We start from the raw sequence: 11,249 nt of genomic DNA on the forward strand, positions 1-11,249 counted from the left end.
AGACTAGGTAGAGCACTATGGCTAAATCTCCCGCTAACAACGCCGCACAGCGTGTTCGCAAGAAGGTTCGCAAGAACATTTCGGACGGCATCGCTCACGTGCATGCGTCGTTCAACAACACGATCATCACCATCACCGACCGTCAAGGCAATGCCCTGTCGTGGGCTTCGTCCGGCGGCCAGGGTTTCAAGGGTTCGCGCAAGTCGACTCCGTTTGCTGCCCAGGTGGCTTCGGAAGTGGCTGGTCGTGCTGCCATTGAACAAGGCATCAAGAACCTCGACGTCGAGATCAAGGGCCCCGGCCCGGGTCGCGAGTCGTCGGTGCGCGCTCTCGGCGCACTGGGTATCCGCATCACCTCGATCTCCGACGTGACGCCGGTTCCCCACAACGGCTGCCGCCCTCAAAAGCGCCGTCGTATCTGATTTTTCAATAAGCCCACCGCCACCATGGCTTCATGCCATGGTGGCTCCCGTGCCTTCAGGGCGCGGTAGATGACAAGACAAGGAAGCTCAAGTGGCACGTTATCTCGGCCCCAAGGCCAAACTCTCCCGCCGTGAAGGCACCGACCTGTTCCTGAAGAGCGCACGCCGCTCGATCGCCGACAAGGCGAAGTTCGACTCCAAGCCCGGCCAGCATGGCCGCACTTCGGGTGCTCGTACTTCCGACTACGGCCTGCAACTGCGTGAAAAGCAAAAAGTAAAGCGCATGTACGGCGTTCTGGAAAAGCAGTTCCGCCGCTATTTTGCAGAAGCCGACCGTCGCCGTGGCAACACCGGCGCCAACCTGCTGTCGCTGCTCGAATCGCGCCTGGATAACGTCGTGTACCGCATGGGCTTCGGCTCCACGCGTGCAGAAGCACGCCAGCTGGTGTCGCACAAGGCCATCACGGTGAACGGCCAGTCCGTGAACATCGCATCCTTCCTGGTGAAGGCTGGCGACGTGGTTGCCGTGCGTGAGAAGTCCAAGAAGCAGGCTCGCATCGTCGAAGCGCTGCAACTGGCTCAGCAAGTGGGCCTGCCCGCTTGGGTCGAGGTGAATGCCGACAAGGTTGAAGGCGTCTTCAAGAAGTCTCCTGACCGTGATGAATTCGGTGCGGACATCAACGAATCTCTGATCGTTGAGTTGTACTCGCGCTAATTCGCTGCTTGCCTAAGTTTTCGAAAAACTGTTCCTGAACCGCGAGGCATCGCGGTTTAGGCGCTTCACTAGCCTTACCGGTGTAACGAGCTGGGGGTATTAAGAGGAAGTTCGCATGCAAACCAATTTGCTGAAGCCCAAGGCAATTAACGTTGAGCAGCTTGGCCACAACCGTGCCAAGGTCGAGTTGGAGCCGTTTGAGCGGGGTTATGGCCATACGTTGGGCAATGCCATCCGCCGCGTGCTGCTCTCCTCCATGGTTGGTTACGCCGCCACTGAAGTCACCATCGCGGGCGTGCTCCACGAGTACTCTTCCATCGACGGCGTTCAGGAAGACGTGGTCAACATTCTGCTGAACCTCAAGGGCGTGGTCTTCAAGCTTCACAACCGCGATGAAGTTACGTTGAGCCTGCGCAAGGATGGCGAAGGCGTGGTCACCGCACAGGATATCCAGACTCCGCACGACGTCGAGATCGTCAACCCGGATCATGTGATCGCCCATCTGTCCGCCGGCGGCAAGCTGGACATGCAGATCAAGGTGGAGAAGGGCCGTGGCTACGTGCCTGGCAATCTGCGCCGCTATGCCGACGAATCGACCAAGTCGATCGGCCGCATCGTGCTGGACGCATCATTCTCTCCGGTCAAGCGCGTGAGCTACACCGTGGAAAGCGCGCGTGTCGAGCAGCGCACAGATCTGGACAAGCTGGTCGTTGAAATTGAAACCAACGGCGCCATTACCGCTGAAGATGCGGTGCGCGCATCCGCCAAGATCCTGGTGGAACAGCTCGCAGTGTTCGCGCAGCTCGAAGGTGGCGAACTCGCTGCGTTCGATGCACCCGCCGGTTCGCGCTCCAACGCAACGTTTGATCCGATCCTGCTGCGTCCCGTGGATGAGCTCGAACTCACCGTGCGTTCCGCCAACTGCCTCAAGGCAGAGAACATCTACTACATCGGTGATCTCATTCAGCGCACCGAAAACGAGCTGCTCAAGACTCCGAACCTGGGTCGCAAGTCGCTCAACGAAATCAAGGAAGTTCTTGCTTCGCGTGGCCTCACGCTGGGCATGAAGCTCGAGAACTGGCCGCCGGCCGGCCTCGACAAGCGTTGATCCAGAACGCTATAATCGCTGGCTCACCAGATTCAAGGTGAGCCCTTCAAAAAGCGCAGCGGCTAGTACCTGATACGGCTAGTCGCTTTAAATTCAAAAGGAAATTACCATGCGCCACGGACTCGGCCTCCGCAAACTGAACCGCACCAGCTCGCACCGCCTCGCGATGCTCAAGAACATGATGAACTCGCTCATCGAGCACGAGGCCATCAAGACTACCCTGCCCAAGGCAAAGGAACTGCGCCGCGTGATCGAGCCCATGATCACCCTGGCCAAGGTGGACACAGTTGCCAATCGCCGCCTGGCATTCGACCGCCTGCGCGACCGCGACAGCGTCACCAAGCTTTTCAACGAACTGGGCCCGCGCTTCAATGCACGTCCCGGTGGCTACACCCGTATCCTGAAGATGGGTTTCCGCGTGGGTGACAATGCGCCCATGGCTTATGTTGAGCTGGTGGACCGCGCTCCCGAAGCAGCAGCAGAAAATAACGAAACTGCAGCGTAATTCGAAAAATTACTGCAAAACTAAGTTATAATAAACACATACCGCGCGATGGAGCAGTCTGGTAGCTCGTTGGGCTCATAACCCAAAGGTCGGAGGTTCAAATCCTTCTCGCGCAACCAAGTTTGAAAAGCCCGCTTTGAAAAAAGCGGGCTTTTTCTTTTTTGCCTCTCTGCTTCCCTGGCCCTGGATACGCGCTGCCCTTTGGCCAGATGCCGGGATCGAGCCGCCATTTCAGCCAACATGCCAGATCACTCGCCCACCATGCCCGGTACCCTGGGCATCGACTTCGGTACCTCCAACTCCGCGGCCGCATGGCGTGCTCCCGGAGGGGCGGCGCGCTTGCTGCCGCTCGAAGGCGCCGCGACGGGCATGCCGTCGGCCCTGTTCTTTCATTTCGAGGAACACAGCATGCACTTTGGCCGCGATGCGATGAAGCAGTACCTGGAGGGTGAATCGGGCCGCTTGATGAGATCGCTCAAAAGTCTGCTTGGCAGTGCGCTCCTGCAGGAACGGACGGCGCTGCATGGCAAGCTGGTGAGCTACCAGGACATCATTTCGCTGTTCCTGCGCCGCGTGGCAACGCAGGCGAAGGAATCTTTGGATGGCAGACTGCCCGAACGGGTAGTGCTTGGCAGGCCGGTGCATTTCGTCGATGAGCATCCCGAGCGCGACCGGGAGGCGCAAAACGCGCTTATGGCCGCCGCCAGGGATGCCGGTCTCGGCGAGGTGAGCTTTCAGCTCGAACCCATCGCCGCCGCGCTGGACTATGAGCAGCGCCTGGAGCGGGAGGCCGTGGTGCTGGTTGTCGATATCGGTGGCGGCACGTCGGACTTCACGGTGGTACGGCTGGGGCCAGGTCATGCGGGCAAGGCCGAGCGGGCATCGGACATTCTTGCCACGTCGGGTGTGCATGTCGGCGGAACGGACTTCGACCACCGCCTGAGCGTCAGCCAGGTGATGCCGTTGCTGGGCTACCGGCACATCGGCCCCAGTGGCCGCGAGGTGCCCAGCCGGGTTTTCTTCGATCTGTCCACCTGGCATCTGATCCAGTGGCTCTATGCGCCCAAGGCGATTGCGGCCGCGCGCGATCTGCGTGGGGACTACACAGATCAGCGGCTTCATCAGCGGCTCATGCGTGTCCTCGAAGAAAAGGAAGGACACCGGCTGGCCGATGCGGTGGAGCAGGCGAAGATTGCCGCATCCGGCACGCATGCGGCGGCGGCGATTGCGCTGGACTGGCTTGATCGCGAGCTGGCGGCGCAGATCACGCCCCGGGATTTGCACCAGCATCTGTCTGTCTTGCTGTCGCGGGTGGTTGCATGCGCGCGCGATTGCGTTCGGGCCGCTGGCCTGGCGCAGCCTGATGCCATCTATCTCACCGGTGGTTCTTCAGCGCTGACAGCGTTGCGTGATGCCTTGCACGATGCATTCCCGGACACGGTACAGGTAGAAGGTGACTTGTTCGGCGGTGTGGCGACGGGCCTGGCGTACGCCTGAAGCGCAGCATCTCGTCGCCATTCGCAGCGGTGTACCGCGTGTCTTCCTCGGAAGGCTGTGGCTTGTTGGGGAAGGGACGAACAAGTGATTGCAATTGCATGCTCCGATCGGGCAACTTCGCAGTGTGAGCAGTGGATTGAAATTGCCACTACATGACTGAAGCGCTCACTAATAGCTCATTTCACGAGAGTTTGCGTGCAGCAAATCTGACAGTTGCTCACTTTCATTGATTTGCATCACGTATATCGCAGACTTTGGCCTCAATGCTTATGAAGCATTGAATTTTGGATTGGATTTCCATATCCAAAATCCTCATGCTGAATTTGTCATTTTGTTAGGAATGGAGTTTTTTTGTTGCTTCCGGAAAAGATTGCCAAGTCGCATTTGCTGAGGCTCAACAGGATGTTGGGCGACATTGATCGTGCATCCAGGGATCTTGAGGCTTTGCGATCAGCCTACTTGAACATGGCGGTGGAGCCGGCCGCCTTTGCCATAACGCCGTCACCGGCTGCCGTCATCAGTATTCCCGGGCAAGGGCAGGCGCAACGTTGCAAGGAAATCGTCGAAATACACGTCGTGCTGAAGGATTCCATCGAACAGGCGCTAGCCGCTGGCACCACCGGCAAGCAAGTGACAGCCTTGCAGGAGCAGCTCGACGCGCTGGAGGATGAACGTGACACGCTGGACGCCGAATTGCGCTGCACGCAGCGTCAACTGGCGATGCGCAGATTCATCGTGATGGACGAGGACGCGCAGGAACTGCCGATGCCCAGGGTGTCGGGCTGTTCGTGCCAGTGCTAAGCCCGAGCGGTCCATGCGCCGATCTGCCGCCGAGCGCCGGGCCTATCCGCCGCTCTCCTCCTGCGGGCCGTCGCCGGATTTCAATGCCAGGGCCATGTCATAGAGCCGGTTACGCGCTCCGCCGGTAATCTGCGAGGCCAGCCGCACTGCGGTCTTCGTCGGCAACTCCGCCAGCAGCAGTTGCAGGACCTGCAGCTCCTTCGGATCATGCTCCTCGCTGGGAGCCGCCGGATGGATCACCACCACGAATTCGCCGCGGCTGTGCTGGCTGTCGGCACGCAGCCAGTCCAGGAGTCCGTGCGCATAGTGAGTGGTGATCTGCTCGAACTGCTTGCTGATCTCGCGCGCCAGCGTCACCTGGCGCGTGCCGAGCACGGCCAGGGCCTTGGCCAGTTCTTCGATGCGGTGCGGCGCTTCCAGCAGCACCACGGCGCGGGGCTCCAGGCCGATCTGGTCGATGGCCGATGCGCGCTCCGCCGCCTTGGTGGGAAGGAAGCCCGCGAACAGGAAACCCTGGGCACCGGGGGAAATCAGGCCCGCCACGCTGATGGCTGTCGTCACGCTGCTGGCTCCGGGCAGCGGGATGGAGCGCAGGCCGGCCGCGTGCACCGCCGCGCACAGGCGTGCTCCGGGGTCGCTGACGCCGGGCGTCCCGGCATCGCTCACATACGCAATCCGCTTGCCTTCGCGCAGCAGCGCGATGATCTGTCCGGCGCGCTCGGCCTCGTTGTGCTGGTGCACTGCAATCAATTGCTGGCCGGGCTTGTCCAGCCCATAGGCGCGCAGCATCTGCTGCGTGTGCCGGGTATCCTCGCAGGCGATGTTGTCGGCAATTTGCAGCACATGCAGGGCGCGCAGCGTGATATCCGCGAGATTGCCGATGGGTGTCGCCACGACATACAGCGCGCCCTGCGGATAATTCTGAGCACCGGCCGCATCGCGGGCAGCGTTCAAGGCAGAGGCAAAAGATGTGCTCATGGGATTTCCTGAGGAGATGGCAAATAAAACGAACGGAGCCGGCTGCGGCCATGGCTGAAGCGCCGGGCTCGACCACGCGGGCGCAGGGCATGCTGGCCGAGGATCGGGCTCTGGCCCATCTGCGCAAGGCGGGCCTGGCGCTGGTCACCCGCAATTATCGAACGCCGGGCCGGGGCGGCGGAGAAATCGACCTGATCATGCGCGAGCGTGATGGAACCCTGGTGTTCGTCGAGGTGCGCAGCCGCGTGCGGGCCGACTATGGCGGCGCGGGCGCAAGCATTGGCCGCGCCAAGCAACGGCGCATCATCCTGGCCGCCCGCCATTATCTGGCTGCGCTCGCCAGTCCGCCGCCATGCCGCTTCGACGTGGTGCTGCTCGAAACGGATGCTCCGCCGCGCTGGCTCCAGGCCGCATTCGATGCGGATGCGTGAGCCCCGGCGGAATTTCCCACCTGGTCCAGGCAACGCGGCAACGCCGGAACTTGTATATAACGATACGGAAATGGGGCATTCAGCCACCGACCGCCGCCGACGGCAAAGTATCATCGGCAGTCCATGCTTGAGCAACGTATCCAACAACATTTCATTGACAGCGCCGATGTGAAGTATCAGTCGGCGCAGGCTTTGAGCGACCCCATCAATTCGGCGGTGCAGGCCTTGCTGGCCTGCATGACCAACGGCTCCAAGGTGCTGGCCTGCGGGTCGGGACTGTCGTCGGCGCAGGCGCTTCAGTTCGCCATGATGTGCGTTGCGGGTTTCGAGCGCGAACGTCCCGAGCTGGCGGCCATCGCGCTTTCGGCCGATGCCGGCTGGGCCGGCGCGGCGACCCAGTCCTTCGAGGTCGGCGCATTCGCGCGTCAGGTGCGCGCGCTTGGCGCGGCTGGCGACGTGCTGCTCGTGTTGTGCGTGAATGGCGATGAACCGGCGTTGCTGGAGGCCGTTCTTGCCGCGCACGAGCGTGACATGTCGGTGATCGCCATGTGCGCCCGTGATGCGGGCGCCATGGGCGGCGTGATGCGCGAGACCGACGTGCAGATCTGCGTGCCTCACGACCGCGCCGCGCGCGTGCGTGAAGTGCACGCACTCATCCTGCACTGCCTTTGCGACGGTGTGGATACCCAGTTACTTGGTGAACAGGAGATGCTTTGATGAAATTCCTTCATGCCCGAACCGCTTGCACCGTGCTTGCCGCCGCATGCCTGGCTGCCGGCCTGACCGCCTGCGCTCCCGTGGTGCTGGGCGGCGGCGCCGTGGTGGGCACGTTGATGGCGACGGATCGCCGCACCGCGGGTACCCAGGTGGAGGACGAAACCATCGAGAACAAGGCTTCCGGCCGCATCAAGGACACGCTGGCCGGACGTGGCCATGTGAACGTCACCAGCTACAACCGCCAGGTGCTGCTCACCGGGGAGGTGCCGACGGTCGAGGAGAGCCAGAAGGTCGAGAAGGTGGCGATGGAGGTGGAGAACGTCAAATCGGTGGTCAACGAGTTGGGCATCATGGCCAACAGCGGCTTCTCACAGCGCTCGCGTGACACGCTGATCACCGGCAAGGTCAAGGCCAGCCTGGTGGATGCGCAGGACCTGTCGGCCAACGTCTTCAAGGTGGTGACGGAGCGCGACGTGGTGTACCTGATGGGGCGCGTCACCCCGCGTGAAGCCAAGCGCGCGGCGGAAATCGCCCGGGGCGTGGACAACGTGCGCAAGGTGGTGCGGGTGTTCGAGGTGGTCTCCGAGGATGAACTGGCCAATTACACCAGGCAGGAAGCTCCCGTGACGCAGGACCCGGCTGCCGCGTCCCCGTCGCCGGCGACATCGGCTTCTTCCAACGTCGCACCGGCGGCCGGCTCGGCCGGCTCGGCCGTGGCGCCGGCGGCGTCCACATCGCTGCCGCCGCGCTCCGAGATTCAGGGCACGCCGCTGCCTCCGGTGGAAACCGCGCCGGTGCGCTGACAGCGATCCGCTGCGGAAAAAAACGGGCTCGGGCATGAAGCTCCGGCCCGTTTTTTATCGCCGTTGGAGAATCACGGATTCGTCTTGCGCAGGCGTGTGATCAAGCTGGATGTATCGAAGCGGCCGCCACCCGCCTGCTGCACGTCGCCATAGAACTGATCGACCAGCGCCGTGACCGGAACGCGCGCGCCGTTGCGCTTGGCCTCGTCCAGCACCAGGCCCAGATCCTTGCGCATCCAGTCCACGGCGAATCCGAAGTCGAACTTGCCCTGCGCCATGGTCTTGCCGCGGTTTTCCATCTGCCAGCTCTGCGCGGCCCCCTTGCTGATGACGTCGAGCACGATGCCCATGTCGAGTTCCGACTGCTGGCCGAAGGCGATGGCTTCGGACAGCCCCTGCACCAGGCCGGCGATGCAGATCTGGTTGACCATCTTGGCCAGTTGCCCGGCGCCGCTGTCGCCGATGCGGGTGAAGGCGCGCGAGAAGGCCATGGCGACGGGGCGCACGGCATCGAACGCCGCCTGATCGCCGCCGCACATCACGGTCAACATGCCATTTTGCGCACCGGCCTGGCCGCCAGATACCGGCGCGTCGATGAAGGCCAGGCCTTGCTGGCGGGCTTGTGCGTACAGCTCCCGGGCCACCAGCGCGGAGGCGGTGGTGTGGTCGGCGAAGATCGCGCCCCGCTTCATGCCGGCAAATGCGCCGTCGCCGCCGAGCACGACCGAGCGCAGGTCGTCGTCGTTGCCGACGCAGCAGAACACGATGTCGGCATCCTTGGCCGCTTCCCTGGGGGTTGCGCCGAAGGTGCCGCCAAATTCCCTGGTCCAGGCTTCGGATTTGGAGGTCGTCCGGTTGTAGACCGACACCTGGTGTCCCGCCGCCGCGAGATGGCCCGCCATGGGGTAGCCCATGACGCCCAGTCCCAGGAACGCGACCTTGCGCGCGGGCGTGGCTTCATAGGTGCGGGGATGGATGCTGCTGCTCATGTGGAAAGTCTCCGGTCAACAAAAACAAGAAGCCCGCGCATCGAGCGGGCCGATCGGTTCCTAGATTACCCGATTCAACGGCCTGCCCCCGCCTGTGCGGCCGTGAAATCTCTTCACTTTGCCGCGGCCCGCGCTGGCCGTTCAGATGATCGAGAAGTGCTCGGTGCCGGCGGAGAGATCGGTGGTCTTCGCGCGCTGGCTGCTCAGCTTGATCTGCAGGCGCAGGTCGTTCACGGAGTCGGCGTTGCGCAGCGCGTCCTCGTAGGTGATGACGTTGGCCTCGAACAGGTCGAACAGCGCCTGGTCGAAAGTCTGCATGCCGAGGTTGCGGCTCTTCTTCATGATCTCCTTGATCTCGGCCACTTCGCCCTTGAAGATCAGGTCGGCGATCAGCGGCGAGTTCAGCATCACCTCGACCGCCGCGGCCCGGCCCTTGCCGTCCTGCTTGGGGATCAGGCGTTGCGAGACCAGCGCGCGCAGGTTCAGCGACAGGTCCATCAGCAACTGGGCGCGGCGCTCTTCAGGGAAGAAGTTGATGATGCGGTCCAGCGCCTGGTTGGCGCTGTTGGCGTGCAGCGTCGCAAGGCACAGGTGGCCGGTTTCCGCGAAGGCCACGGCGTGCTCCATGGTTTCGCGGTCGCGGATCTCGCCCATCAGGATGACGTCGGGAGCCTGGCGCAGCGTGTTCTTGAGCGCGGCCTCCCAACTCTCGGTATCCAGCCCCACTTCGCGCTGGGTGACCACGCAATTCTTGTGCGGATGCACGAATTCCACGGGGTCTTCCACGGTGATGATGTGGCCGTAAGAATTCTCGTTGCGCCAGTCCAGCATCGCGGCCAGCGTGGTGGATTTGCCCGAGCCGGTGGCGCCCACCAGGATGCACAGGCCGCGCTTGGTCATCGTCACGTCCTTGAGCACCTGCGGCACGCCCAGGCTGTCGATCGTGGGCAGCGTGAGGGGAATGGTCCGCAGCACCATCCCGACGCGGCCCTGCTGCACGAAGGCATTCACGCGAAAGCGCCCGATGCCCGCGGGCGAGATGGCGAAATTGCACTCCTTGGTGCGCTCGAAGTCGGCGATCTGCTTGTCGCTCATGATGGAGCGGGCCAGCACCAGCGTGTGCGTGGGCGTCAACGGCTGCGGCGACACCTTGGCGATGGCGCCGTCCACCTTGATGGCCGGTGGGAATTCCGCGGTGATGAACAGGTCGCTGCCTCCCCGGCTGACCATCAAGCGAAGCAGATCGTTGATGAATTTACTGGCCTGATCGCGTTCCATGTGGTTCCTCTCGGTTGGTCGTGCAGCCCTTGTTGCTCAGGCTGTGATTTGCATCATGAATGGGGATTGTCGCTGAGTCGTGAGCTGACGACGCGCAGCCGCCGCGAAAGTTTTCGCGCCAGCAACGCGACCAGGCTCGCGGCCAGCGGCGCGTCGCTGGTCATCATCTCGTCCATGGCTTCGGCGCTGAGCACGGCGATTTCGCAGTCGGTGAGCGTGGTGCAGGTGGAAAAGCGGATGCCCGAATCGAGCAGCGACATCTCCCCCAGAATGTCTCCGGGCCGGGTTTCGGCCAGCCGCAGGTATTCGCCCCAGGGCTGCCGCCGGTCCACGCCGATGGTGCCCGTGAGCAGGACGATCATGAAATTGCCGTACTCGTCCTGCCGGATCAGGTCGCGGTTGGAGGACACGGTCGCAAAGGCAAAGAACCGCTGCATGCGCTCGATGCTGCCCTGCGCCAGATGCGACATGTACGGGTCCTGCGACCAGACGCTTTGCAGCAGTTTGCCGCCACGGCTCTTGGGCAGGCGCATGGCAGCCACTTCCACGGCGCGCGCCTCCCACGGTACCGCCGATTTGCCGGACGTGAGCTTGGAGGTGAACGCCGTGGTGAACAGCGTCGATTCGTCGCCCTCTCTCGCGTGCGCGGGCTTTCTGGGCTTGAGCAGGTCGAATAAGCCTTTCATGCTGGATCTCCCTGTCCCGACAGCACCGGCATGTCGGGAGCTTCAAGTGCTGGCGGTTGATCGGAAGGGCCTGGCCTGGGGTCAGCCCGGGAAGTTCTCCGGAATCTTCGCTTTGCTGCGCGCTTCCGCGGGGCTGATGATGTTGCGGCGCACCAGATCGGTCAAGTTCTGATCCAGCGTCTGCATGCCCACGTTATTGCTTGTCTGGATGGTGGAGTACATCTGCGCCACCTTGGCCTCGCGGATCAGGTTGCGGATCGCGCTGGTGCCCAGCATGATCTCGTGCGCGGCCACGCGGCCCTGGCCGTCCTTGGTCTTG

Annotated in this window: 12 protein-coding genes, 1 tRNA gene and 2 pseudogenes; 10 read left to right on the forward strand and 5 right to left on the reverse strand. The window is 62.7% G+C overall.

Annotated elements, in window-relative coordinates; translation table 11 throughout:
* Positions 1 to 17 precede the first annotated feature (17 nt).
* The 7 genes from rpsK (at position 18) to ABWP92_RS01525 (ending at position 5,048) form a co-directional block, all read left to right on the forward strand.
* Positions 18 to 422, forward strand: a complete 405-nt coding sequence (gene rpsK, locus ABWP92_RS01495; protein ID WP_011803865.1) for a 30S ribosomal protein S11 — start codon at positions 18 to 20, stop codon at positions 420 to 422.
* 91 nt (positions 423 to 513) lie between these two features.
* Positions 514 to 1,137 (forward strand): 30S ribosomal protein S4, encoded by a 624-nt coding sequence (gene rpsD / locus ABWP92_RS01500; protein ID WP_353233567.1) that lies wholly within the window; start codon positions 514 to 516, stop codon positions 1,135 to 1,137.
* Between the two features lie 115 nt (positions 1,138 to 1,252).
* On the forward strand, positions 1,253 to 2,245 hold the full coding sequence (locus ABWP92_RS01505) for a DNA-directed RNA polymerase subunit alpha (RefSeq protein ID WP_353233568.1): 993 nt from the start codon (positions 1,253 to 1,255) through the stop codon (positions 2,243 to 2,245).
* 109 nt (positions 2,246 to 2,354) lie between these two features.
* Complete coding sequence (gene rplQ / locus ABWP92_RS01510) at positions 2,355 to 2,750, forward strand: 50S ribosomal protein L17 (protein WP_353233569.1); 396 nt, start codon at positions 2,355 to 2,357, stop codon at positions 2,748 to 2,750.
* Positions 2,751 to 2,792: 42 nt separating this feature from the next.
* Positions 2,793 to 2,869: transfer RNA gene (locus ABWP92_RS01515), tRNA-Met, on the forward strand.
* A gap of 142 nt (positions 2,870 to 3,011) precedes the next feature.
* Positions 3,012 to 4,247 carry an Hsp70 family protein gene (locus tag ABWP92_RS01520; RefSeq protein ID WP_502907431.1) on the forward strand — a complete coding sequence of 412 codons (1,236 nt, stop codon included), beginning with the start codon at positions 3,012 to 3,014 and terminating at the stop codon, positions 4,245 to 4,247.
* Positions 4,248 to 4,598: 351 nt separating this feature from the next.
* Positions 4,599 to 5,048: a hypothetical protein gene (locus ABWP92_RS01525; RefSeq protein WP_353233571.1), complete on the forward strand. Its 450-nt coding sequence runs from the start codon at positions 4,599 to 4,601 to the stop codon at positions 5,046 to 5,048.
* 42 nt (positions 5,049 to 5,090) lie between these two features.
* On the opposite strand, the gene rsmI is transcribed toward ABWP92_RS01525, so the two are convergent.
* The gene (gene rsmI / locus ABWP92_RS01530) at positions 5,091 to 6,026 is read right to left on the reverse strand and encodes a 16S rRNA (cytidine(1402)-2'-O)-methyltransferase (RefSeq protein ID WP_353233572.1); all 936 of its coding nucleotides are present in this window, start codon (positions 6,024 to 6,026) and stop codon (positions 5,091 to 5,093) included.
* A 50-nt stretch (positions 6,027 to 6,076) separates the two neighbouring features.
* Between rsmI and ABWP92_RS01535 the strand changes: the two genes are divergently transcribed.
* From ABWP92_RS01535 to ABWP92_RS01545, 3 genes and pseudogenes are all read left to right on the forward strand, one after another.
* Positions 6,077 to 6,457 carry a YraN family protein gene (locus tag ABWP92_RS01535; RefSeq protein WP_353233573.1) on the forward strand — a complete coding sequence of 127 codons (381 nt, stop codon included), beginning with the start codon at positions 6,077 to 6,079 and terminating at the stop codon, positions 6,455 to 6,457.
* Positions 6,458 to 6,580: 123 nt separating this feature from the next.
* Positions 6,581 to 7,174, forward strand: coding sequence for an SIS domain-containing protein (locus ABWP92_RS01540; RefSeq protein WP_353233574.1), 594 nt, complete (start codon positions 6,581 to 6,583; stop codon positions 7,172 to 7,174).
* A pseudogene (locus tag ABWP92_RS01545) lies at positions 7,174 to 7,821 on the forward strand (BON domain-containing protein); the annotation flags it as partial. The gene ABWP92_RS01540 and the pseudogene ABWP92_RS01545, both read left to right, overlap by 1 nt.
* A 227-nt stretch (positions 7,822 to 8,048) precedes the next feature.
* Here ABWP92_RS01545 and ABWP92_RS01550 read toward each other — a convergent pair.
* From ABWP92_RS01550 to ABWP92_RS01565, 4 genes and pseudogenes are all read right to left on the reverse strand, one after another.
* Positions 8,049 to 8,966, reverse strand: coding sequence for an NAD(P)-dependent oxidoreductase (locus tag ABWP92_RS01550; RefSeq protein WP_353233575.1), 918 nt, complete (start codon positions 8,964 to 8,966; stop codon positions 8,049 to 8,051).
* 141 nt (positions 8,967 to 9,107) lie between these two features.
* Entirely contained in the window at positions 9,108 to 10,244 is a 1,137-nt protein-coding gene (locus ABWP92_RS01555) for a PilT/PilU family type 4a pilus ATPase (RefSeq protein ID WP_353233576.1), read from the reverse strand.
* A 53-nt stretch (positions 10,245 to 10,297) separates the two neighbouring features.
* The gene (locus tag ABWP92_RS01560) at positions 10,298 to 10,930 is read right to left on the reverse strand and encodes a cyclic nucleotide-binding domain-containing protein (RefSeq protein WP_353233577.1); all 633 of its coding nucleotides are present in this window, start codon (positions 10,928 to 10,930) and stop codon (positions 10,298 to 10,300) included.
* Between the two features lie 81 nt (positions 10,931 to 11,011).
* Positions 11,012 to 11,249 (reverse strand): annotated as a pseudogene (locus ABWP92_RS01565) (twitching motility protein PilT); the annotation flags it as partial.

The sequence above is a fragment of the Diaphorobacter ruginosibacter genome (genome assembly GCF_040396215.1).
GTDB classification, from domain to species: domain Bacteria; phylum Pseudomonadota; class Gammaproteobacteria; order Burkholderiales; family Burkholderiaceae_C; genus Diaphorobacter_A; species Diaphorobacter_A ruginosibacter_A.